Raw genomic sequence first — 21,915 nt, 5'->3', positions numbered from 1 at the left:
TGAGGGCGCTCACCCCATCAAATGGGAGAGCAACTCTTCTTCAGTTCCGAATGTGTCCTTCACCCGAACCGTGTATTTCGCGCCGGTACGCCCGAGCTCTCCGACATAGAGATCCTTGCCGTTGGCTCGTACATTCACACGAACATCCTTGCGGTCGTTGAAAGGGATGATATCGCCAGCCTGCAACCGGCTAAGCGTGTTGAGCGTAAGCTCCTGCAGTTTGATGCGCGCTTCGATGCCGATGTTCGACCGTTCGACCTGCGCCTTCAACTGATCGGTCCATTCCTTCTTCGTACGCCCGCCGCCGGTCTTGGCAGAGACAACTTTCGTCTTCAGCAATGTGCGCTGCGGCACGACGATGGCGAATGCCGGATGGATATCGCCGATCTTGAATTTCATGTTGAGTACCGCCGCATGCGGATCGAGATAACCTTCCGGACGGGGCGGGCGGTTGCCGGCATTGTACGGCGCGCTTAGCACAGGCTCGACATTTCCGTTCAATGACAGGACTGAACGCATGACGCCCGAAATGCGCTCGAACACCATCTTGGCGAGTTCGAGCTCGATTTTCGAAAGCGGTCTCGGTTCAGGCTCGATGATTTCATCGGTGGCGGCGCCGAGAAGCGATTCCACCAGGATCATCACGAACGTGTTCGAACAGGCCAGCGTATAGTCAGCGCACCAGCCGCGCAGGGAGGCGTCGCAGAGCGCATAGGTGTCGCCAAGATCGGCAATCAAATCGTCAAGGAACCCGGTTTCGACCCCTTCATAGCCAATCTCGAATTCAAACGGCGTATCGGTCTGGAAAACCTCAGGCAGGAATTCGATGAAGGCATGCGCGATATCTTCGTAAATCTTGGTGATCGTCTGCCGGTCGCCGAGATCGCCACGGATGCGCGCAAGCAGAAGAGGGTCGATGCGTGGCGCTTCACCAGCCGGTGCTGCTGCGCTCACGCTTTCGTTTTCGTCACTCTTCGCTTTTGCTTTCTTGGCCATTATGCAGCACTCGCATCACCGCCGCCACCAGGATTCATCATCTCCTGCTCGACAGCATCAATCGATGGACGTTCCTTGGAAGAGATGGTCTTGCGACCATATTCCAATGCCACCTGCGGCACGGAACCGTTCATGTAAGCTAGCAGGGTTTGTTTTACGATTGCGTAAAGACGGTTCTGTTTTGACCGCACAACCTTCACGGCGGCCGACAGCGGCTGAATCACGCAGTAAGACACAAGAATACCAAGGAAGGTACCGACAAGCGCGGCTGCGATCAGGTGGCCGAGAACGTCCGGACCTTCATTGATGGCACCCATCGTGTGGATAATACCAAGAACAGCGGCAACGATACCGATCGCCGGCAGACCATCGCCGACAGCGTTCAATGCATCATGCGGCTTCATCTTGTCGTGCACGATCGTATCGATTTCCTCGTCCATCAGCGCTTCGATTTCGTGAGAGCGTGCATTGCCAATGATGATGAGGCGGACATAATCGCAGATGAATGCGGTCAATTCCGCATTGGCCAGCACGGTCGGAGCAGCCTGGAAGATCGAGGATTCGGCCGGATTGTCGATATGGGCTTCGATCTCGTTGCGCGATTTTGTGCGCAGGTCGCGCATAAGCGAATAGAGCGCACCCAGCATATCGAGATAATGGCGCTCCTTGGGAACCTTGTTTCCAAAGGCCTCGCCAAGCGCCTTGCCGGTATCCTTGATCACCTTCATCGGATTGGAAATGATGAAGCCACCAAGCGCAGCACCCAGAATGATCAGGAATTCGTAAGGCTGCCACAGAATATCCATATGGCCGCCTGCCGCCATATAGCCGCCGATGACACAGCCAAACGTGATAACCAGTCCGATGATGATGTTCATGAGCGCTTTTACCGATACACGAGTCAGTCCAGAATTTCTCTGTCCGAAATACGTGGTCAGCCTTGCGTGAGGCTGACAGGGGCTGGTGGTTGACCGACAGCTTCGCACAAGCAACATGCCCGAAATTCGCCAGCGAACCGCATGAGGCGGGAGCTTTGCCGGTGGCGGACACCGGCGCAAGCTGGGGTTAGGCGGAATGGAAACCGGAATTTACGTTGCTCTGTCGTCGCAGATCGCGCTCGAAAAGCGCCTGACGACGATTGCCGACAACGTTGCAAACACCAATACGGTGGGCTTCAGGTCCACAGAAGTGAAATTCGACGAGGCGCTGAGCAAGGCGGGCGACACGAGCGTCAAGGGTGATGGCGACGTCGCCTTCGTGACCGAGGGTGCCGAGTACCTCTCCACCAAGAACGGTGGTTTGACGCGCACCGGCAACCCGCTCGATTTTGCCATCCGCGGCGACGCCTGGTTTTCCATTCAGACACCCGTCGGCCAGGCACTGACCCGCGACGGGCGCTTCACGATCACTGCAACGGGTCAGCTGGTTTCGGTCGAAGGTTATCCGATTTTAGACTCAGGCGGTGCGCCGATCAGCGTTTCCACCCAGGGCGGTGAATTGACTGTCAGCCGCGATGGTCTTTTGCAGGAAGATGGAAGGCCCATTGCTGCTATCGGCCTTTTCAATTCGGACTTTCAGCAAGGCTTCTACCGCGCCGGCTCCTCCGCCGTCATTCCAACGGCAGGCATTTCCGCAGTGGTCAACCGTACCGAGGCCGGAATTGTGCAAGGTTATGTCGAGGAATCCAACGTAAACCCGGTTTCGGAGATGACGCGGCTTATCATGGTGCAGCGCTACTTTGAAAACATGCAGGCGCTGCTGGGAAAAAGTGAAAGCAGTCTGGAACAGGCGATCAAGACACTTGGCGGGGCTTGATCCCGTATAAACGCCAGACGGAAGACGTTTGAGACATGGTGGAACGGCAAACATTCGAGATCGCGGCAAATGCCGAAGCAGCACGCAAATTCGCCAAGCTCGGGGCGACAGTCGGACGTTTTGCGCCGTCCGAACAGCTTGTGGCACCCGGCGGCCATGTCAGAACGATTTCCGCCGGCCACTACACAGTGGCGGGACTTTCCCGGCAGGTGCGGCTTGGCGATTTTGTGGCGCATAGAGCGGCAAATGGCGTCCATTTGGGCGAGGTCGTTCGGGTGGAGCCGGAACTGGCCTATGTTTGCCCCATTGAACCCGGCGAGCCGATCGGTATTGGCGATACGATCATTCGCAAGGGCGCTTTCCGTCTCGCGCCCGATGACAGTTGGTGTGGACGCACAATCAGTGCGCTGGCTCAACCGATTGACGGGCTGGGTCCCTTGATTGACGGCGACAAACGCAGGCCGATCTATGCCAATGCGCCGCCGTCCATGCGCCGGGCGCGCGTGGAAAAAGGGTTTCTGACCGGCGTGCGCGCCATCGACATATTCTCCCCGCTTTGCCTCGGTCAACGTCTCGGTATCTTTGCCGGTTCCGGCGTCGGCAAATCGACGCTTCTGTCCATGCTGGCGCGGGCAGACTCCTTCGACAAGGTGGTGATTGCGCTGGTGGGCGAGCGCGGCCGCGAAGTGCGCGAATTCATCGAGGATACGCTCGGCGACAATCTGGCGAAAACCGTGGCCGTGGTCGCAACCAGCGATGAAAGCCCGATGCTGCGCAAAATGGCCCCGTTGTCAGCAATCACCATTGCCGAACATTTCCGCGATCAGGGCGACAATGTTCTCCTGATTGTCGACAGCGTGACGCGCTTTGCTCTGGCAATCCGTGAAGTGGCCGTTGCCTCCGGTGAGCCGCCGGTTGCGCGCGGCTTCCCGGCCTCCGTTTTCACCGAGCTTCCACGTCTTCTCGAACGCGCCGGTCCAGGCGAAGAGGGAACCGGATCGATAACGGCGATCATCTCCATTCTGGTGGATGGTGATAATCACAATGATCCCATTGCCGATTCCACCCGCGGTATTCTCGATGGTCATATCGTGATGGACAGAAGCCTTGCTGAAGAGGGGCGTTATCCGCCGGTCAACCCTTTGGCTTCCATCTCGCGTCTGGCGCGGAAAGCCTGGACCCCCGAGCAGGAACAATTGGTTTCGCGCCTCAAGGCGCTGATCCACAAGTATGAAGAAACGAGCGACCTGCGCTTAATCGGCGGTTATCGGCCCGGCTCCGATCCGGATGTCGATATGGCGATCAAACAGGTGCCGATCATTTACGAGGTTTTGAAGCAGACGCCTGGTCAGCCGCCGTCGCCCGATGCATTTGGTGATCTGGCTGCAGCTCTGCGCAATGGTGCCGTTCCCGGCGCAAACCAGCCGAGGCGATAGGAAACAATGACCGATCTCGATGCGGATGAACCCGTGCCGCCAATCCGGCGAAACCGCGGCCGGGATGTACAGAAAAGCGATCTGATCCTCTCGATCGCCGGCGTGGCGATGGCTGCGTTTGCTGCGTTTTTCCCTTGGTACGTGTTCTTCAATAGAGGCGATTTCGAGGTTCGCGGCAATGGCGGCCATATGGTGCGTGATTTGCCGGAAGCGCCTTTCCGCAATGTCGTTTCCGTCTCGCCGATCGCCAGCATCGACAACGACGACAAGACCGCATCTCCTGACAGCGTTGACCAGGTGACAACCGCAACCGTGCCTGAAGAAACGAGTGCTCTGGCACGCGAACCGCACGAGCCGGAAGCATTGAACCAGCCCCTGCCGGGCGGGGCAAGCTTCAAACTGCTGCATGCAACCTCCGGTCAGGCGCTCATCCAGGACAGCACAGGCATGTATATCGTTGGTGTTGGCGATGTCCTGCCCGATAACAGCCGTCTTTCGACGATCGAAAATCGCGATGGAAATTGGGCACTTATCACCAGCAATGGTGAGGTGATCCGCTGAGACCAGGCAGCCGGTTGCATTCGAAGGCAAGCACCCGCGTTTACCATTGTGTCATTGCAAGTCCCACGCAAGTTTAGCCTCATAGTCTGACCCCACAGACGAGGGAGTGGGCGATGGAGCCTATTGGCATTATTGCACTTGCATCAAAGCAAGCAGAATGGCTGACAGTGCGGCAGAGTGTGGTGGCGGACAATATCGCCAACGTAAACACCCCGAACTTCAAGACCAAGGATGTGAATTCCTTCAACGATGTTCTCAACAGCCAGTCGTCGCAGACAAGCCATGTGAGCCTTGTGACGACGAATGCACGACACATGAACATCAACGACAATTCGCATGATGGCATTGCCGTGCGCGAACAGAGCGGCCTGGCAGTAAGCGCTGCGGGAAACAGCGTTGCCATCGCGCACGAGATGATGAAGTCCGGCAAGATCCGGCAGGAATATCAGCTCAACACCGGCCTCGTGAAAGCCCTCAACAACATGCTCATGTCGACGATTGGTAAATAACGATGATTGATCCGCTTGTAGCAGCAATGACGATTTCGGCCTCGGGCCTCGATGCGCAGTCGACACGTTTGCGCGTGGTATCGGAAAACCTGGCCAACGTGCGTTCAACGGGCAATACGCCGGGCGCAGACCCATATCAGCGCAAGCTTGTGACCTTCGGCGAGCACTACGACCGCGCCACGGGTATTTCCTCGGTCAATATCGAAAAAATCACGGAAGATCAGACCCCCTTCAACATCGAGTTCGATCCGGGCAGCCCGGCCGCCGATTCCAAGGGCATGGTCAAGCTTCCGAACGTGAACATCCTGGTTGAAATGGCGGATATGCGCGAAGCAAACCGCTCCTATGAAGCCAACCTGCAATCGATCAAACAGTCGCGCGACATGATTTCCGCGACGATTGATCTCCTGAGGTCGTAAACATGGTTGATGCTGTTACAAGTCTTGCCTCTATGGGCTTCACCCGCAGTGTGGGTGATGATTTCAAAATCACCAATCCCGCAGAAGAAAACAAGGTGGCCGGTGGCCCGACCTTTGGCGATGTGCTGAAGGAAGCGGCTATGAACACGGTCAAGGATGTGAAGGGTGCTGAAAACGCGTCCTATCAGGGCATCATGGGAAACATGAGCAACCGTGAGGTTGTCGATGCCGTCATGGCCGGTGAGCGTTCGCTCAAGACGGCAATTGCGCTGCGCGACAAGCTGGTTTCCGCCTATCTCGATATCACCAAAATGCCGATTTGAGGAACGCTGAATGAGAGCCCTATCTATCGCCGCAACCGGCATGAACGCGCAGCAGACCAATCTTGAGGTCATTGCCAACAACATTGCCAACATCAACACCACCGGTTTCAAGCGCGCCCGTGCTGAATTCACCGACTTGCTGTATCAGGCAGAGCGCACCGGCGGTGTCGCCAACCAGGGCAATTCCAACATCGTTCCGGAAGGTGCAAATATCGGTCTTGGCGTAAAGACATCGGCCATTCGTAACCTGCACACCCAAGGCTCTCTGGAAAGCACCGGCAACTCGCTTGATGTCGCGATTGTCGGCTCCGGCTGGTTCCAGGTGGAAGGTGCTGACGGAAACACATTCTACACCCGCGCCGGTGCCTTCAACACCAATGCCGATGGTGATCTGGTGACGGTCGATGGTGCGCGCATCATCCCCAACATCAATATCCCCTCGGAAGCCGTCGAAGTGACGATCAACCGTTCCGGCCAGGTTTTTGCCCGTCTGAACAACGATACCGATTTGACCGAACTCGGCCAGCTGACCATCGCAAACTTCGTCAACGATGCCGGCCTTGAGGCGTTGGGCGACAACCTGTTCCGCCAGACGGCGGCCTCAGGCGACCCGATTGTGGGTGCCCCGGCAGACCCGAGCTTTGGTTATTTGCAGCAGAACTATCTTGAGGCCTCCAACGTGGATGCCGTTAAGGAAATCACCGATCTGATCTCTGCGCAGCGCGCTTATGAAATGAATTCAAAGATCATCCAGGCCGCCGACGACATGGCCGGTACCGTCAGCAAAGGGCTGAGGTAGTAAACACAAGGAGGGTTGGGCATGATGCGCCAGCTTTTCGAAAGATTGTCAGTGTTGAAATGGACGGGGGCAGCGCTGGCGCTGTCCCTGATCGGCGTTCCGGCCTTTGCCGAGGGCGATTTGTACGCTGTGGTGCCGACCCACACGATCTATCCCGGCGAGGTTCTGACCGCCTCGCGTCTGGAGGAGGTCAAGGTGACCAATCCGAACCTGAAGGGCGACTTCGCGCAGTCGATTTCGCAGGTCGAAGGCAAGGTCACAAAACGCACCTTGATGGCGGGACATGCCGTTTACATTTCCGGTTTGCGCGAACCCTTCGTCGTAAACCGCGGCGAGCAGGTGCGGATCGTCTACATGACGAACGGCTTGCAGATTTCGGCCCTCGGCCTGCCGCTCGAAGACGCCGTCGTGGGCGATGTGATCCGCGTTCGCAACTCCGATTCCGGTCTGACCATCTCGGGCATCGTTCTGGATGATGGCTCTGTAAAGGTGCTGACGAAATGAGTCTTCGCCGCAACCTGTTTCTTGTGCTGGCCACCGTTGTGGCGCTGCTGTCAGGCATTGTGTCGGCCTCAGCCGCTGCGCGTATCAAGGATATTACCTCGCTTCAGGCGGGTCGTGACAACCAGCTGATCGGCTATGGTCTCGTGGTCGGTCTGCAGGGTACCGGCGACAGCTTGCGGGCGTCCCCCTTCACCGACCAGTCAATGCGCGCGATGCTGCAAAACCTGGGCATTTCCACACAGGGCGGGCAGAGTGCCGCCAAGAATGTGGCTGCCGTGATGGTGACCGCCAACCTGCCACCCTTTGCCAGTCCCGGAAGCCGTATCGATGTGACGGTGTCGTCTCTCGGAGACGCCAACAGCCTGCGGGGTGGAACGCTCGTCATGACCTCGCTTTCAGGCGCTGACGGCCAGATCTACGCCGTTTCCCAGGGCTCCGTCGTGGTATCCGGTTTCAGCGCACAGGGCGATGCCGCAGCCGTAACCGAAGGTGTTACGACCGGCGGGCGCATACCCGGCGGTGCGATCGTCGAGCGGCCTCTGCCGTCCCAGTTCAAGGATGCGGTCAACCTGGTTCTGCAGCTGCGCAACCCCGATTTTTCGACGTCAATCCGGGTCTCGGATGCCATCAACGCCTATTCATCTGCACGTTACGGCGGGCCGATTGCCGAAGCGCGCGATTCTCAGGAAATCGTGGTCGCCAAGCCGAAAGCCGCCGACCTGACGCGGCTGATGGCGGAAATCGAAAACCTGATAGTCGAAACCGATGTTCCAGCCCGCGTTGTCGTCAATGAGAAGACCGGCACGATCATCATTGGCGAGGATGTCCGCATTTCCAAGGTCGCGGTCAGCTACGGAACGCTGACAGTGCAGGTCACGGAATCGCCGCAGGTGATCCAGCCAGAACCGTTCAGCCGCGGCGTAACGGCCATCCAGCCGCAAACCGATATTCAGGCGCAGTCCGGGTCTGGCACCGTTGCGATCCTCGACGGCCCCGATCTTAAAGGTCTGGTTGCGGGTCTGAACAGCATTGGTGTCAAGCCTGACGGAATTATCGCGATCCTTCAGGGCATCAAGTCTGCCGGCGCCATGAATGCGGAGCTCGTGATCCAGTGACGACGATCATGATCAGCAAGTCAGGTCTCAAGCGCGCTGCGGTGCGCAGCCTCGCCGTTGCCGTTCTTTGCCCGCTTCTGATCCAGTTTGCCAATGCGCAGGATGCGGGCGGCGAAGCAGCACCATCCGGCGTGTCCAGCGAGATTGAGAAATATTGCTCCAATATCGCCGATGCAGCCCGCGACCAGCGATATGCCCTGCAACGCGATGAGCTGCAGAAGCTTCAAGACGATGTTGATGCGCGCATTGCAGAACTGGAACAGCGCACGGCGGAGTACCAGGACTGGCTGAACCGGCGAAACGAATTCCTCGCAAAGGCCGAGGCCGGTCTTGTTGAAATCTACAAGAATATGAAGGCCGATGCGGCGGCGGGCCAGCTCGAACTGGTGAATGTCAATATCGCCGCGGCCATCATCATGAAACTCGCGCCGCGACAATCCAGTGGTGTTCTCTCGGAAATGAGTCCGGAAAAGGCAGCCCAGATCACGGGCATCATCTCCAGTGCAACTGACCCCAATACCTCCAAGGACCCGTGATGAAGAAGGCTCTTTCCCTATTGTTTTCAGTTGCCGTTCTCGCGGGTTGTCAAAGCCAGGCCATCAACGAAATTGGCAAGGCGCCCGCCATGAGCCCGATCGGCAGCGGTTTGCGCTACGGCCAGACGCAGGCCATGGCCATGTATCCCAAACGCCCGACCCAGGTGGCGAGCGGCTATTCACTTTGGAACGATAACAAGGCCGCGCTTTTCAAGGATTCACGCGCACTCAATGTCGGTGACATTCTGACTGTGAATATCGGCATCAACGACAATGCCGACTTTTCCAACAAGACGAGCCGCAGCAGAACCAACAGCGGCAGTATCGGCGGAGATCTCTCCGCAAGCCTTGGCGCGGCCTCTATCCCGACGCTCGCCGTGTCGGGTGGCAACGATACATCGACTGCAACCGATGGTACCGGGACAATCAAGCGTTCTGAAAAGCTGACACTGCTGATTGCTGCCGTCGTGACGGGCATTCTGGAAAATGGAAATCTGGTCATCTCCGGTTCGCAGGAAGTGCGGGTGAACCAGGAGCTGCGAATCCTCAATGTCGCCGGTATTGTGCGCCCGCAGGACGTGGATGCCGAAAACACCATCTCCTACGACCGTATCGCGGAAGCACGCATATCCTATGGTGGCCGCGGCCGTCTGATGGAAGTTCAGCAGCCGCCATGGGGCCAGCAGCTGATCGACCAGATTTCTCCGCTTTAGGACCCGTTTTATGGCTGATACCGAAGACGAAGACGAAGGCAAGAAAAAGGGCGGCATGATCCCGACAATCGGGATTGCCGTCGGCCTGACCATTGTGGCCGCCGGCGGCGGCTGGGTGTTGGGCGGCATGTTGTCCGGCAGCTTTCTCACTGAGGAGAAAAAGCAGGAAATTGCCAAAGCAGCCGAACTTGCAGCGGCTGGTGCCGAAGGCCACGGCACCGCTGAAGCCAAGCCGGGCGAAGATATTGTGCCGCATATTTCGACCGAGGAAAACGGTGTCTATATGCTGGAACCAATCACCAGCAACCTGTCCTATCCCTCGGAAAACTGGATACGGGTGGAAGTGGCGCTGCTTTTTAAAGGTTCGCCGGATGTCGGTATGGCGGAGGATATTCACCAGGACATCGTCGCCTATTTGCGCACCGTTTCCCTGCAGCAAATCCAAGGTCCACGTGGCTTCGACTATCTCAAACAGGATTTGGAAGAGCGGGTGGAATTGCGGTCGGAAGGCAAAGTCTCCAAAATCATGTTCAGGACCTTCGTGATCGAATGAAGCGGCTTTCTGTTTTTCTTGGTTTGATTGTGCTGCTCATGCTGCCGGAAATAGCGGCGGCCCAGCAGTTGCAGAACCTCTTTGGCGACAACATCCCAAATCAGGGCGGTTCGTTCGCGGCCTGGATTGTCCGTATTTTCGGCCTTCTGACGGTGCTTTCGATCGCGCCCGGCATTCTCATCATGGTGACGTCTTTCCCACGCATCGTGATTGCTTTTTCGATCCTGCGCTCTGGCATGGGCCTGGCGACAACACCGCCGAACATGGTTTTGGTCAGTCTCGCGCTTTTCATGACATTTTACATCATGTCGCCGACCTTCGACAAAGCCTGGCAGGATGGCATTCGTCCGCTCCTCGATGAGGAGATTTCGGAGGTCGATGCATTGCCGCGCATCTACGCGCCCTTCGGGGAGTTCATGACCGCCAACACACGCGACTCCGATATGAGTCTCTTTCTCGACATTGCAGCAGAACGCAACCTGCCCACGACAACGGCAGACGGTAATGTGGACTTCAGGGTGCTGATCCCGGCCTTCATGATTTCGGAAATCAGGCGTGGCTTTGAGATCGGCTTTTTGATTGTTCTGCCATTTCTGGTCATCGACATGATTGTGGCGACCATCACCATGGCAATGGGCATGATGATGCTGCCACCCACATCCGTATCACTGCCGTTCAAGATCCTGTTTTTCGTACTCATCGACGGTTGGAATCTGCTGGTGGGGAGCCTGGTGCGGTCTTTCACGTGACCCCGCCAATTGGCAATCCTGCCCTGGCAGAAATCGGCACGTCCCGTTAAGCCTTTCTTCATCATGCATCCAAGCCCGATTTTCCATTCGGCATGAATTAAGCTTTTGGCAAGACTTCTCCCGGATATTCTCAAGCTATATGGCGGGTTCGCTCGAGTTTTCCTGAGCAGATTGGCATGATGCTGTGCCGCCATAGCCGGTAATTTTCAGCCCGGTATGTCCCTGTTTTGTATCTCGTTTGAGGGACACCTTTCATGACTAGTATTATGACAAACACTGGTGCTATGGCAGCACTCCAGACGCTGCGCTCCATCGACAACCAGATGAGCGAAACCCAGAGCCACATCTCCACCGGCCTGCGCGTCAACTCCGCATCCGACAACGCTGCTTATTGGTCCATCGCTACCACGATGCGTTCAGACAATGCAGCACTTTCTACCGTGCAGGACGCTCTCGGCTTTGCCGCAGCAAAGACCGACACGGCCTACACCGCGATGGAATCGGCCATCGACGTTGTCACCGAAATCAAGTCCAAGCTGGTTGCAGCCCGCGAGCCGGGTGTTGATAAAACCAAGATCAATGCGGAACTGAAGGAACTGAAGAGCCAGCTGTCTTCGATCTCCGAATCCGCATCGTTCTCCGGTGAAAACTGGCTCTATAACACTTCGACAACTCAGGCCGGCACCAAGGAAATGGTCGCTTCCTTCACGCGTGATGGCAGCGGCAACGTTTCCATCGGCACGCTGCAGATCAACACCTCCACGACAACGCTGGTTGACACCAAGAGCCAGTCCGGCGGCGTGCTGACAAAGGCAACGACCGTTACCCAGCCGGTTGCCGGCACAACAGCCACGACGTCGGCAGATTATTACCTCATCGACGCCAATGGCACGACCGCCAACTCCGGCACCGAAATCTCGCTGACCAATACGACCAGCGATGAAGATCTGGAAGGTATGATCTCGGCCGTCGATAAAATGCTGTCAAGCATGACGGATGCGGCATCGACGCTTGGCGCGGTGAACAGCCGTGTCGACATGCAGGATGAGTTCGTTTCCAACCTTATGGACGTGATCGATCGCGGTGTTGGCCGTCTGGTGGATGCGGACATGAACGAAGAATCGACAAAGCTGAAAGCACTGCAGACACAGCAGCAGCTTGGCATTCAGTCGCTTTCGATTGCAAACTCCAGCACGCAGAACGTTCTGTCGCTCTTCCGTTAAGAATCGACAAAGTTCAATATGGGCCGCGGCATGCAAATGCCGCGGCTTTTTGTTTTTCTGCTTCTGAAATAGTGAATTTTGACGTGAGCGAATTATAAAAATTAAGAAAAAGTAAAAACAATGCTACGTCATTTAGAGGTATTACTGGCTAATCGTCACATTGCCGATTCAGGAAGCGTTAATACCGAAAGCGGAGATTGACGTCGGGAAAACCGGTATCTCCGGTCAGCATGACGCGATTTCCTGATGCCGCATCTTGCGGAATGTCCCTTTAGTAAAGTCAACGGGACACACCTATGACAAGTATCATGACGAACACTGGTGCTATGGCAGCACTCCAGACGCTGCGCTCCATCGACAACCAGATGGGCGAAACCCAGAACCACATCTCCTCTGGGCTTCGTGTCGGTTCAGCAGCTGACAATGCGGCATATTGGTCTATCGCTACCACGATGCGTTCAGACAATGCAGCACTTTCTACCGTGCAGGACGCTCTCGGCTTTGCCGCAGCAAAAACCGACACGGCCTACACCGCGATGGAATCGGCCATCGACGTTGTCACCGAAATCAAGGCCAAGCTGGTTGCAGCCCGCGAGCCGGGTGTTGATAAAACCAAGATCAATGCGGAACTGAAGGAACTGAAGAACCAGCTGTCTTCGATCTCCCAATCCGCATCGTTCTCCGGTGAAAACTGGCTCTACAACACTTCGACAACTCAGGCCGGCACCAAGGAAATGGTTGCTTCCTTCACGCGCGATTCCAGTGGCAGCGTGTCTGTTGGAACGCTCGAGTTCAACACATCGCAGACAACGCTGGTTGACACCAAGAGCCAGTCCGGCGGCGTGCTGACGAAGGCAACGACCGTTACCCAGCCGGTTGCCGGCACAACAGCCACGACGTCGGCAGATTACTACCTCATCGACGCCAATGGCACGACCGCCAACTCCGGCACCGAAATCTCGCTGACCAATACGACCAGCGATGAAGATCTAGAAGGTATGATCTCGGCGGTCGACAAGATGCTGTCGAGCATGACGGACGCTGCTGCAAACCTCGGTGCGGTGAACAGCCGTGTCGACATGCAGGACGAGTTCGTTTCCAACCTGATGGACGTGATCGATCGCGGTGTTGGCCGTCTGGTGGATGCGGACATGAACGAGGAATCGACAAAACTGAAAGCGCTGCAGACCCAGCAACAGCTTGGCATTCAGTCGCTTTCGATCGCCAACTCGAGTTCGCAAAACCTTCTGTCGCTCTTCCGATAGAGTATCGGAAAGCAATGATCCGAGCGTCGCATCTCCGTTGCGGCGCTCTTTGCATTTCTATCATAGTTAATTTTTTAACGCCGCCGTTTAGGTTTCCTTAACCATGTTGGTGTTTTCTAGCCAGGAAGAAACGGCGGGTTGACCTTGAAATCCGGTTAGCCAGCATGATGCTAGTCCGCCGTTGCCGGTAAAGAAAATCCGGAATGTCCCTTCATTTTTCATCTGTCAAAAGGGGCAGTACCAAGATGACAAGCATTATGACCAACACCGCTGCAATGGCAGCGCTGCAAACTCTCCGTTCCATCGACAGCAACATGGAATCGACGCAGAATCACATCTCCTCTGGTTTCCGGGTCGATACGGCTGCTGACAATGCGGCTTACTGGTCCATCGCAACGACGATGCGCTCGGATAACAAGGCTCTCTCGACCGTTGCAGACGCGCTGGGTCTTGGTGCAGCAAAGACCGACACGGCCTACACCGCGATGGAATCGGCCATCGACGTTGTCACCGAAATCAAGGCCAAGCTGGTTGCAGCCCGCGAGCCTGGTGTTGATAAAACCAAGATCAACGCGGAACTGAAGGAGCTGAAAAACCAGCTCTCCTCGATTTCGCAGTCCGCATCCTTCTCCGGCGAAAATTGGCTCTATAACGAGTCGACAACCCAGGCCGGCACCAAGGAAATGGTCGCATCCTTCCAGCGCGACTCCAGCGGCAATGTTTCGGTTGGAACCCTCGAATTCAATACAAAGCAGACGACGCTGATCGACACGAAGTCCCAGACTGGCGGCCTTTTGACCACCAACACGACGGTCACCCAGCCGGTTGCCGGCACGACAGCCACGACGACGGCAGATTACTACCTCATCGACGCCAACGGCACCAGCGCCAACACTGGTACGGAAATCTCGCTGAGCGCAACTACCAGCAATGAAGATATCGAAGGCATGATCTCTGCAATCGATGATGTTCTGCTCAAGATGACGGACGCTGCTGCAAACCTCGGTGCTGTCAACAGCCGTATCGATATGCAGGACAACTTCGTGTCCGACCTGATGGACGTGATCGACCGCGGCGTTGGCCGTCTGGTAGATGCGGACATGAACGAGGAATCGACAAAACTGAAGGCACTGCAGACACAGCAGCAGCTCGGCATTCAGTCTCTCTCGATTGCCAATTCCAACTCGCAGAACCTTCTGTCGCTCTTCCGTTAAGCGCGAATCACTTGAAGGATATCGGCCGAATTTGGCCGCAAGCGTTACCAAAAGAAGCGGCCCCATTTTTGGGGTCGCTTTTTTTTATGCCTATTGGTCTTCGGAGCTTCTTGTTAACACATTGTTATCAAAAGTTAATTCCGGCGGCTGGGGGCGTTGTCTGTTTAACGCCGGCTTAACGAAATTTAACAGTTGCTTAACTGCTTAACCATTTGTTAACTATATCAGTATTAACGTTGAGTTAAGAGCTCAGAACCAGGCAAGGGCAAAATAGCCTGGTAAGCATGACGCTGATCCTGAGTTTCCGGTACTGTCACTCCGGAATGTCCCGTATCTAAATTGGGGCTTTAAATCATGACCAGCCTAATGACCAACGCTGCCGCTATGGCGGCGCTGCAGACACTTCGATCTATCGACCATAACATGGAGATGACTCAGGAACGGGTTTCCTCCGGCCTGCGCGTTGCAACGGCTTCCGACAACGCTGCCTATTGGTCCATCGCCACCACCATGCGCTCCGACAATGCGGCACTTTCCACCGTGGAAGATGCGCTCGGTCTCGGCGCTGCCAAATCCGACACGGCATACACCGCACTTGAATCGGCGATCGACGTGGTCACCGAAATCAAGGCAAAGCTGGTGGCCGCGCGTGAGCCGGGTGTGGACAAGACCAAGATCAACGCCGAACTGAAAGAACTGAAATCGCAGCTGACCTCGATCTCATCGTCAGCCTCGTTCTCCGGCGAAAACTGGCTCTACAACGAATCCACGACTGCACCGGGTACCAAGGAAATTGTTGCCTCGTTCAACCGCTCCTCAACAGGTGCTGTGTCGGTTGCAACGCTGCAGTATGATACAGCGCAATCGACATTGATCGATACGAAGAATGCCTCCTACGGCCAGCTGACCCAGGCAATTGACGTCACGCAACCGATTGCAGGAACAACGGCCACCACGTCGGCTTCCTACTTCCTGATTGATGCGAATGGCACGGCCAGCAATACCGGGACTGAAATTTCGCTGACGGCAACGACCACGGATCAAGAGCTGGACGGCATGATCAGTGCAGTCGAAACGATTCTCAGCACATTGACCGATTCGGCCTCCACGCTCGGTGCGATCAACAGCCGCATCAGCATGCAGGAAGATTTCGTTTCGACCCTGATGGATGTGATCGACAAGGGCATCGGAAGACTTGTGGACGCGGACATGAACGAAGAGTCCACAAGACTGAAGGCGCTCCAGACACAACAGCAGCTGGGCATCCAGTCACTTTCAATCGCCAACTCCAACTCGCAGAGCATTCTGAAGCTCTTCCAGTAATCGGCGATCAGATTTGAAAGTGCATCAAATGGCGGCCTCGTGAAGGAGGTTCCGCCACCGGGACAAGTGCGCTCTTGAACCTGGTGCTTTCCGGCATGCATCGCCGGCTCCATAACATCGTTACTCTGCCGTGCCGCCGGTCATCGGTATGGTAGAAAGTTGGACCGCGCCTATTGCCCTGGCGCGGTCCAATGTCTTCATTTTCGCACAAGATTGAATTCCTACCTTCAGCAGAACGGGTGCGCCGGCTCTTGAGCTTGCGGGCGCGCGAATTGCAGCAATCAGGGGTCACTGAAAGTCATGAGTGCGAGTCTCGCCCGATTCCTCAAAGACTTTTCCGAGCCGGAGCTTCCTCCGGTCGTCTTCGAAGAGCCTTCACCGGCAGGCTTCGACATGGAATCGCTGTCTCTTGAACCGGATGAACCACCTGTCGATATCGAGGCTGAGCGCGCGGAGGCTTATGCTGAAGGCCGTGCAGCCGCAGAGGCGGAGCTGAGAGACCAGTTCCAAGCGCAGATTGCCGAAATGGAAGAGGCTCGGCGCAACGAATTGGAAACCATAAAGGCTGAAAACGCAGCCGCTCTGGCTAACATCTCCGCCAAGGTCGACCTAGCTAGAGATGAACTGATCCAGAGCCTGAGTGCAGCAGCAATGAATGCGCTCTTGCCGCTGATAGATGAAATGCTTGCAAACAAGGCCATCGAAATACTGGCAAAACAAGTCCGTGATGGTTTCAGTGCGGACGACGGTGTCGAACTGCGTGTCCACGGCCCTGCAGAATTGACCGAGGCCTTCGTGACTGCGTTGGGTGAGGCTGACTTTACGGTCAAGCATATTGAGGCCGATAGCCCCGATCTGACGGTTGTGCATGGCGACATGATCTTTGCGACACGGCTCTCTGCCTGGATCGACGGCGTAAGAGAACTGCTGCAATGAGTGAAAACGAGAGCCACCACCACGGCAAACATGAAATTATCATCGTGAAGAAGCATGGCGGCCATGATCATGGCCACCATGGCGGTGCGTGGAAGATTGCCTATGCCGACTTCATGACGGCGATGATGGCCTTCTTCCTCGTGATGTGGCTCATCAATGCTGCCAATGAAGAAACAAAGGCAGCTGTGGCCAGCTATTTCAATCCGATCAAGCTGACGGATTCCAAACCGTCGGAAAAAGGGCTGAAAAAGCAGTCGAAAGACGCCGAGGGCGAAGATTCGCAGGACAAATCCAAGACCAAGACAGACGCGCAGGAGAATTCCAAGGGCGAAAGCGCCGATACGGGCAAGCAGGAAACGACGACGGCCGGGGAAAAGACATCCTATTCAGAAGCCGACTACTTCGAAAACCCCTACGCCGTTCTCTCTGAAATCGTTCTCGAAGTCGGCGATCAAGCCAATATCAGCGCGAAAGGCGAGGGCGGTGCCAACAATGCAGGCCCGGCAACGGGTGCTGATGGCGGTGAAGCCTATCGTGACCCGTTCGATCCGGATTTCTGGACCCAACAGGTCGCCGTCATGGATGCCCGCAGCGGCGATACCGTCGACGGAAGCATCGGGCCGGGCGGTTTCCCCGACATTGCCAAACACGGCGAAGGTGACGAAACTGATATCGGCGCCGTGCCCGCCGATGATCCGAGCAACATTGATCTTTCGTTGACCGGCAAAGGATCCGACATCGCCAAACAGGCTGGCGGCGGTCCCGATGCAAGCAAGAACGACGGCGGCTTGCCGCTGTCTGCAGACGAGAAAGCTCTACAGGAGGCCATCCGTGCGGCCGAGCAGGCGGGAGCACCTCCCGAGAAGGCTGCTACCGAAGCCTCTGATGCTGCCAATGCGGGCAATCCGGCAGAAGCGTCCGACACAGCTGCGGCGGAAAATGGTCAGCCGGCGGATGGTGCAGGCAATGCGCCGAATGTGAGCGAGGGCGAGCAGGCCTTCAAGATGGAACTGTCCAAAGAGGAAAAGCGCAAGGCAGCTGAACAGCAGATGGCGGCACTCGAAGCGTCTGGTGCGGGCGATGCTGCACAGAAGAAGCAGGAAATGGCAGCAGAACAGTTGCGGGCGCAGATCGAGAGGGCCTCAATGGGCCAAAGCGGGCGGTTGCTGGAAGGTTTGACGGTGACGCCGGCGGAAGGCGGCCTGCTGATTTCGGTGTCCGACCAGGCCGCGACACCCATGTTCGACGTCGGTTCTGCTGTGCCCAAGGCTGAGACCATCAAGGCACTGGCAGCCATCGGCAAGGTCCTGTCTGAACGCAAAGGACGGGTCGTGATCCGTGGCCACACGGATGCACTGCCCTTCAAGGACGGCACGGGCGACAACTGGACACTTTCGGTAAACCGCGCACGCAGCGCTTATTACATGCTGACCCGCGGCGGATTGGCTGAGAACCGCGTTGCCCAGGTTTCCGGCTATGCCGACCGCCTGCCAAAGGTCGAGGGTGATCCCCTCAACCCGAAGAATCGGCGCATTGAAATTCTCGTTGAAGGACCGTCCCAGACGTCCGGAGGTTAGGCGGGATGCGGAAGATTTTTGCCAGACTGCCCTGGGTGATCGGCGTTTGCATCGCAGGCCTCCTTTTCGCGGCAAGCGCGAGGGCGGATGATTTTCAGGATGACCTGCCGCCCTACAAGATGCTCCGTTCGCTGCAGTCTGTGCAAGACAGTGTTGCCAAAGGCGATACCAGCGCTGCAGAAATGCAGCGTTTCATGCTTGGCGTGATCGACAAGACCCTGCGCCAGGCCGATTCTGCTGTTTTTGAAGACCCGCGAAATGTTGATGCCGCGTTGGTCTATGCCATGAGTGGCGGCAATCCCGATACACTGAAAGTGTTGGTGCAAAAGGACGTTGCCGGGCGGTTCGACAACCGCGTAACCGAAGCCTTGCTGATGTATCTCAGCGGCAAGGGGTCCATGGCCAAGCAATTGCTCGAAGACACGGTACCGGAATATAAGACGACCCCGATCGGTCCTTATCTCGCACTCGTTGCGGCAAACGCTGTGATGCAGAGTCATCCCGCAAAGGCGCTCGAATATTTCGATTGGGCAAGGCTGATCCTGCCGGGCACGATTGTTGAGGAAGCGGCGTTGCGTCGCTCGCTTTCGATTACAGTCAAGAACAACATGGTGGACAAGGCGAAGGTCTTCTTTCGCCGCTATTTTGAACGATTTCCACTCTCGCCCTATTCCTCGCAGGTGGCTGACCTTTTTGTGGAGTTCCTGGCCGGGCATTACGGTCCGGTGACGCAAGACGACATCGTCGAACTGCTCCGGCCAATGCCCGATAACCGCAAGACGGCTGTCTATCTGCGCATCGCACGTCGAGCGTCTCTGGACGGACAGCATGAGCTCGGACAATTTGCTGCAGCCAAGGTGCTGGAGCTGGCACCGGACGAGACGACAGGTGTCAACCGTGTCGCACGGCTTTATCTCGGCCTTGCCAACCTGCCGGCCGGCGAGACAGCGCAGGCAGGCGACCTGCTTTCGGGACTGAGCAACGATATGCTCGGCCCGCAGGAACGTCGCCTCCGCAACGCGGCTGAATACGTTCTCGACGAGATTGTCCGGCCCATTCCCACGGACAGCCTGACGCAAGCACAGGCGGTTAACTTACACTCAGACGCTCCGGACGCACATGATGCACATGGTCAGGACGAGGTTACGCCCGAAGGCAAGCCGATGATCGATGCGCAGGCACAGCATGGGGCAGGCGACAGCGGCCCGGCTGATCAACTCGATCCGGAACTGAAGCAATTTATTGCAAGTGGACGCGAAAAGTTGACGGCAATTGATGCACTGCTTGGAAAGGACGAACAATGAGTCGTATCGATCAGAACCTGCTTTCCTCCACAGCGGCATCGAATGTGCAGTATTCGACCTCTTCCTCCGCACGGCGCAGCGCCGCCGGCGATACCGGCTTTGGCGAGGTATTTGAAAAGACGGCAGTCAGAGAAAAGCGGTCCGACTACAGTCGGGATGATGAGCGCCGGCAAACGAGCGTCAATGACGACGACCGCCAGCGCAGCCCCCGGGAAGCCTCAAACGACGACACCCCGAAGGCCGAGCGCGCTGAACGAGCAAGAGACAGCGAAGCTGATACCGGTGCTGCGGCGAAACCGCAGGATGACAAGGCAAGCGCCGACGCCGGCAAGACAGATGAACCCGATAACCTCAAGAAGGCGCTTGCGGACCTCAAAAATCTCGATGAGGAAGACATAGATCGGTTGGCTGAAAAGCTCGGCGTAAGTGCCGAAGAGCTCTCAGCGGCGCTGGAAGAGCTGACGAACGCCGCTGCCGAAGCCGCACCTGCCAACGGTGGCGCGACCAGCGCGCAAGGCGAAACTGCAGGAACCGAAGAAGACAATATCGCTGCTTTGTTCAGGCTTCTATTGGGTCAGAAAAAGGCCGACGGCGAAAAGACGGATGCCGACAAGCTTGCCGGCGATAAAACCACAGACGGCGATGGCGAGACGGCCAAGGCTGACGACGACAGTCTGGCCGATGACATCGCTGAACTGCTCCATGCGCTCTCCGGCAACGGGGCGATGCAGGATAACGCATCCGATCAGGATGACGACGCGGCCTCTGGCGGGACAACATTCCGTTTTGAACGCGCTGACGGCAAGGGTGTGCCGGTGGAAATGCAGATCGGCGGGCTGGAAGATGGTGCTGATCTGGAAACAGGGCAAAACGCGGGCAAGGTCGAGACCGTTACAGTACTCGATTCCAGGCGCTACCTGGCACCTGCTGACATCAATGCCACGAATATCGTTGGCGGCATGACCGGCGACAAGACCTGGACTTCGGTTTTGAAGACAGTGTCGACGGCCCAAGTGCCGGTCATACCGCCCGAAAAGATGGTGGCTGAGGTCAATACACTGAAAATCCAGATGCACCCTCAGGATCTAGGAACGGTCACCGCCACGCTGAAGCTGAAGGGCGATGACCTGATCGTGAACATGAGCGTTCACACAGCCGAAGCCTATAGTCAGCTGAATGCCGACAAGGACAAGATCATGCAGTCGCTGAAGTCTCAGGGCTTTTCTGTCGATCAGATCAATATCCAGCTGACCGCGGCACCGGACAAGGTGCAGCAGAGCGCATCCAGCCAGCAGCATCAGGATGGCCAGCAAATGCAGGGCGGGGCCAACGGCAACGCCGCCCGCCAAGAGCAGCAAGATGGAAATCGCAGGCAGCAGTCCAATGGTCAGAACAGTTTCCAACCCGCCGAAGATTTGGCTAAGGTCAATGCTGATAGCGGTAACGGCGCTCGTGGGGCTGGCCAGATTTACCTCTGAAGCCGAGGCAGCGCCATCCGGCCTTTGCGAGCGCGAAATCCGCGCTGCAGCCGCCAAATATGGCATTCCGGAGGGTATTCTCTACTCGGTCGGCCTCACCGAGACCGGCAACAAGGGTTCGCTCCAGCCCTGGGCGCTGAACATCGAGGGCAAGGCTGTTTTCGCAAAATCGCCAGGCGCTGCGCTGCAGGCTTTCAAAGATGCGCGTGGGCGCGGCGCAGTCCTCATCGACCTTGGCTGCATGCAGATCAATCAGCACTATCATGGCAAGGAATTTACTTCGATCGGCGAAATGCTTGAGCCGAGGAAGAATGTGGAGTATGCCGCAAGCTTTCTCGCGCGCCTCCATGCCAAACACGAAACATGGACAATGGCGGTAGCCAGATACCACGCAGGGCCGAATAATGACCCTGCTCAGAAGCGCTATGTCTGCCGCGTCATCGCCAATCTCGTTGCCACAGGCTACGGAAAATGGACACCTGCGGCCTCCACTTTTTGCAGGTAGCACAACTTCTGGTAAGCAGTTTGTCGGGAATGTAGCGGTGTAAGAGATTGTGGCTGGATTAT

24 protein-coding genes are annotated in these 21,915 nt (G+C 56.7%); 22 read left to right on the top strand and 2 right to left on the bottom strand.

What is annotated here, in order from left to right:
- Positions 1 to 9 precede the first annotated feature (9 nt).
- Entirely contained in the window at positions 10 to 996 is a 987-nt protein-coding gene (locus tag NHF56_RS12995; RefSeq protein ID WP_252805190.1) for a FliM/FliN family flagellar motor switch protein, read from the bottom strand.
- The gene (motA, locus tag NHF56_RS12990) at positions 996 to 1,874 is read right to left on the bottom strand and encodes a flagellar motor stator protein MotA (RefSeq protein ID WP_252805188.1); all 879 of its coding nucleotides are present in this window, start codon (positions 1,872 to 1,874) and stop codon (positions 996 to 998) included. Before motA ends, NHF56_RS12995 begins: the two co-directional genes overlap by 1 nt.
- Positions 1,875 to 2,070: 196 nt before the next feature.
- Here motA and flgF point away from each other — a divergent pair, with 196 nt between their 5' ends.
- From flgF to NHF56_RS12880, 22 genes are all read left to right on the top strand, one after another.
- A complete protein-coding gene (flgF, locus tag NHF56_RS12985; RefSeq protein ID WP_252805186.1) occupies positions 2,071 to 2,811 on the top strand; it encodes a flagellar basal-body rod protein FlgF in 741 nt (246 codons plus the stop codon).
- Between the two features lie 35 nt (positions 2,812 to 2,846).
- Positions 2,847 to 4,247, top strand: a complete 1,401-nt coding sequence (gene fliI, locus NHF56_RS12980; protein WP_252805184.1) for a flagellar protein export ATPase FliI — start codon at positions 2,847 to 2,849, stop codon at positions 4,245 to 4,247.
- Between the two features lie 6 nt (positions 4,248 to 4,253).
- Positions 4,254 to 4,808 (top strand): flagellar protein, encoded by a 555-nt coding sequence (locus NHF56_RS12975; RefSeq protein ID WP_252805182.1) that lies wholly within the window; start codon positions 4,254 to 4,256, stop codon positions 4,806 to 4,808.
- A 113-nt stretch (positions 4,809 to 4,921) separates the two neighbouring features.
- On the top strand, positions 4,922 to 5,317 hold the full coding sequence (gene flgB / locus NHF56_RS12970) for a flagellar basal body rod protein FlgB (protein WP_252805180.1): 396 nt from the start codon (positions 4,922 to 4,924) through the stop codon (positions 5,315 to 5,317).
- Between the two features lie 5 nt (positions 5,318 to 5,322).
- On the top strand, positions 5,323 to 5,736 hold the full coding sequence (gene flgC, locus NHF56_RS12965; RefSeq protein WP_252805906.1) for a flagellar basal body rod protein FlgC: 414 nt from the start codon (positions 5,323 to 5,325) through the stop codon (positions 5,734 to 5,736).
- A gap of 2 nt (positions 5,737 to 5,738) precedes the next feature.
- Positions 5,739 to 6,059, top strand: a complete 321-nt coding sequence (locus NHF56_RS12960) for a flagellar hook-basal body complex protein FliE (protein ID WP_252805178.1) — start codon at positions 5,739 to 5,741, stop codon at positions 6,057 to 6,059.
- Between the two features lie 10 nt (positions 6,060 to 6,069).
- Positions 6,070 to 6,858: a flagellar basal-body rod protein FlgG gene (flgG, locus tag NHF56_RS12955; RefSeq protein ID WP_252805176.1), complete on the top strand. Its 789-nt coding sequence runs from the start codon at positions 6,070 to 6,072 to the stop codon at positions 6,856 to 6,858.
- Positions 6,859 to 6,879: 21 nt separating this feature from the next.
- Positions 6,880 to 7,362 carry a flagellar basal body P-ring formation chaperone FlgA gene (flgA, locus tag NHF56_RS12950; protein WP_252805174.1) on the top strand — a complete coding sequence of 161 codons (483 nt, stop codon included), beginning with the start codon at positions 6,880 to 6,882 and terminating at the stop codon, positions 7,360 to 7,362.
- Positions 7,359 to 8,477 carry a flagellar basal body P-ring protein FlgI gene (locus NHF56_RS12945; RefSeq protein WP_252805172.1) on the top strand — a complete coding sequence of 373 codons (1,119 nt, stop codon included), beginning with the start codon at positions 7,359 to 7,361 and terminating at the stop codon, positions 8,475 to 8,477. Before flgA ends, NHF56_RS12945 begins: the two co-directional genes overlap by 4 nt.
- 8 nt (positions 8,478 to 8,485) lie before the next feature.
- Positions 8,486 to 9,013 carry a MotE family protein gene (locus tag NHF56_RS12940; protein ID WP_252805170.1) on the top strand — a complete coding sequence of 176 codons (528 nt, stop codon included), beginning with the start codon at positions 8,486 to 8,488 and terminating at the stop codon, positions 9,011 to 9,013.
- Positions 9,013 to 9,726, top strand: a complete 714-nt coding sequence (flgH, locus tag NHF56_RS12935; protein ID WP_252805168.1) for a flagellar basal body L-ring protein FlgH — start codon at positions 9,013 to 9,015, stop codon at positions 9,724 to 9,726. The genes NHF56_RS12940 and flgH overlap by 1 nt, the downstream gene beginning before the upstream one ends.
- Positions 9,727 to 9,736: 10 nt before the next feature.
- Positions 9,737 to 10,279 (top strand): flagellar basal body-associated FliL family protein, encoded by a 543-nt coding sequence (locus NHF56_RS12930; protein WP_252805166.1) that lies wholly within the window; start codon positions 9,737 to 9,739, stop codon positions 10,277 to 10,279.
- The gene (fliP, locus tag NHF56_RS12925) at positions 10,276 to 11,028 is read left to right on the top strand and encodes a flagellar type III secretion system pore protein FliP (RefSeq protein ID WP_252805164.1); all 753 of its coding nucleotides are present in this window, start codon (positions 10,276 to 10,278) and stop codon (positions 11,026 to 11,028) included. The genes NHF56_RS12930 and fliP overlap by 4 nt, the downstream gene beginning before the upstream one ends.
- A gap of 254 nt (positions 11,029 to 11,282) precedes the next feature.
- A complete protein-coding gene (locus NHF56_RS12920) occupies positions 11,283 to 12,251 on the top strand; it encodes a flagellin (RefSeq protein ID WP_252805163.1) in 969 nt (322 codons plus the stop codon).
- A 296-nt stretch (positions 12,252 to 12,547) separates the two neighbouring features.
- On the top strand, positions 12,548 to 13,516 hold the full coding sequence (locus NHF56_RS12915; protein WP_252805162.1) for a flagellin: 969 nt from the start codon (positions 12,548 to 12,550) through the stop codon (positions 13,514 to 13,516).
- Between the two features lie 245 nt (positions 13,517 to 13,761).
- Complete coding sequence (locus NHF56_RS12910) at positions 13,762 to 14,730, top strand: flagellin (protein ID WP_252805161.1); 969 nt, start codon at positions 13,762 to 13,764, stop codon at positions 14,728 to 14,730.
- A 354-nt stretch (positions 14,731 to 15,084) separates the two neighbouring features.
- Positions 15,085 to 16,053 (top strand): flagellin, encoded by a 969-nt coding sequence (locus NHF56_RS12905; protein WP_252805160.1) that lies wholly within the window; start codon positions 15,085 to 15,087, stop codon positions 16,051 to 16,053.
- A 300-nt stretch (positions 16,054 to 16,353) separates the two neighbouring features.
- Positions 16,354 to 16,989 (top strand): hypothetical protein, encoded by a 636-nt coding sequence (locus NHF56_RS12900; protein ID WP_252805159.1) that lies wholly within the window; start codon positions 16,354 to 16,356, stop codon positions 16,987 to 16,989.
- The gene (locus tag NHF56_RS12895; protein ID WP_252805158.1) at positions 16,986 to 18,566 is read left to right on the top strand and encodes a flagellar motor protein MotB; all 1,581 of its coding nucleotides are present in this window, start codon (positions 16,986 to 16,988) and stop codon (positions 18,564 to 18,566) included. The genes NHF56_RS12900 and NHF56_RS12895 overlap by 4 nt, the downstream gene beginning before the upstream one ends.
- A gap of 5 nt (positions 18,567 to 18,571) precedes the next feature.
- A complete protein-coding gene (locus NHF56_RS12890; protein WP_252805156.1) occupies positions 18,572 to 19,870 on the top strand; it encodes a chemotaxis protein in 1,299 nt (432 codons plus the stop codon).
- A complete protein-coding gene (locus tag NHF56_RS12885) occupies positions 19,867 to 21,348 on the top strand; it encodes a flagellar hook-length control protein FliK (protein ID WP_252805154.1) in 1,482 nt (493 codons plus the stop codon). Before NHF56_RS12890 ends, NHF56_RS12885 begins: the two co-directional genes overlap by 4 nt.
- Positions 21,299 to 21,853 carry a transglycosylase SLT domain-containing protein gene (locus NHF56_RS12880; RefSeq protein ID WP_252805152.1) on the top strand — a complete coding sequence of 185 codons (555 nt, stop codon included), beginning with the start codon at positions 21,299 to 21,301 and terminating at the stop codon, positions 21,851 to 21,853. The genes NHF56_RS12885 and NHF56_RS12880 overlap by 50 nt, the downstream gene beginning before the upstream one ends.
- Positions 21,854 to 21,915 lie beyond the last annotated feature (62 nt).

This window comes from Rhizobium sp. L1K21 (assembly GCF_024055895.1).
Lineage (GTDB): Bacteria > Pseudomonadota > Alphaproteobacteria > Rhizobiales > Rhizobiaceae > Ensifer_A.
This window is presented reverse-complemented; position numbering and strand designations above follow the sequence as displayed.

What these genes read in the sequence shown, in the direction of transcription:
- flgG (WP_252805176.1), top strand. Translation starts at nt 6,070, where the DNA reads ATGAGAGCCCTATCTATCGCCGCAACCGGCATGAACGCGCAGCAGACC.
- flgF (WP_252805186.1), top strand. Translation starts at nt 2,071, where the DNA reads ATGGAAACCGGAATTTACGTTGCTCTGTCGTCGCAGATCGCGCTCGAA.
- fliP (WP_252805164.1), top strand. Translation starts at nt 10,276, where the DNA reads ATGAAGCGGCTTTCTGTTTTTCTTGGTTTGATTGTGCTGCTCATGCTG.
- NHF56_RS12960 (WP_252805178.1), top strand. Translation starts at nt 5,739, where the DNA reads ATGGTTGATGCTGTTACAAGTCTTGCCTCTATGGGCTTCACCCGCAGT.
- motA (WP_252805188.1), bottom strand. Translation starts at nt 1,874, where the DNA reads ATGAACATCATCATCGGACTGGTTATCACGTTTGGCTGTGTCATCGGC.
- NHF56_RS12940 (WP_252805170.1), top strand. Translation starts at nt 8,486, where the DNA reads ATGATCAGCAAGTCAGGTCTCAAGCGCGCTGCGGTGCGCAGCCTCGCC.
- NHF56_RS12895 (WP_252805158.1), top strand. Translation starts at nt 16,986, where the DNA reads ATGAGTGAAAACGAGAGCCACCACCACGGCAAACATGAAATTATCATC.
- flgH (WP_252805168.1), top strand. Translation starts at nt 9,013, where the DNA reads ATGAAGAAGGCTCTTTCCCTATTGTTTTCAGTTGCCGTTCTCGCGGGT.
- NHF56_RS12890 (WP_252805156.1), top strand. Translation starts at nt 18,572, where the DNA reads ATGCGGAAGATTTTTGCCAGACTGCCCTGGGTGATCGGCGTTTGCATC.
- NHF56_RS12915 (WP_252805162.1), top strand. Translation starts at nt 12,548, where the DNA reads ATGACAAGTATCATGACGAACACTGGTGCTATGGCAGCACTCCAGACG.
- NHF56_RS12880 (WP_252805152.1), top strand. Translation starts at nt 21,299, where the DNA reads ATGCTGATAGCGGTAACGGCGCTCGTGGGGCTGGCCAGATTTACCTCT.
- NHF56_RS12900 (WP_252805159.1), top strand. Translation starts at nt 16,354, where the DNA reads ATGAGTGCGAGTCTCGCCCGATTCCTCAAAGACTTTTCCGAGCCGGAG.
- fliI (WP_252805184.1), top strand. Translation starts at nt 2,847, where the DNA reads ATGGTGGAACGGCAAACATTCGAGATCGCGGCAAATGCCGAAGCAGCA.
- NHF56_RS12975 (WP_252805182.1), top strand. Translation starts at nt 4,254, where the DNA reads ATGACCGATCTCGATGCGGATGAACCCGTGCCGCCAATCCGGCGAAAC.
- flgB (WP_252805180.1), top strand. Translation starts at nt 4,922, where the DNA reads ATGGAGCCTATTGGCATTATTGCACTTGCATCAAAGCAAGCAGAATGG.
- NHF56_RS12930 (WP_252805166.1), top strand. Translation starts at nt 9,737, where the DNA reads ATGGCTGATACCGAAGACGAAGACGAAGGCAAGAAAAAGGGCGGCATG.
- NHF56_RS12945 (WP_252805172.1), top strand. Translation starts at nt 7,359, where the DNA reads ATGAGTCTTCGCCGCAACCTGTTTCTTGTGCTGGCCACCGTTGTGGCG.
- NHF56_RS12995 (WP_252805190.1), bottom strand. Translation starts at nt 996, where the DNA reads ATGGCCAAGAAAGCAAAAGCGAAGAGTGACGAAAACGAAAGCGTGAGC.
- flgA (WP_252805174.1), top strand. Translation starts at nt 6,880, where the DNA reads ATGATGCGCCAGCTTTTCGAAAGATTGTCAGTGTTGAAATGGACGGGG.
- NHF56_RS12910 (WP_252805161.1), top strand. Translation starts at nt 13,762, where the DNA reads ATGACAAGCATTATGACCAACACCGCTGCAATGGCAGCGCTGCAAACT.
- NHF56_RS12920 (WP_252805163.1), top strand. Translation starts at nt 11,283, where the DNA reads ATGACTAGTATTATGACAAACACTGGTGCTATGGCAGCACTCCAGACG.
- NHF56_RS12885 (WP_252805154.1), top strand. Translation starts at nt 19,867, where the DNA reads ATGAGTCGTATCGATCAGAACCTGCTTTCCTCCACAGCGGCATCGAAT.
- NHF56_RS12905 (WP_252805160.1), top strand. Translation starts at nt 15,085, where the DNA reads ATGACCAGCCTAATGACCAACGCTGCCGCTATGGCGGCGCTGCAGACA.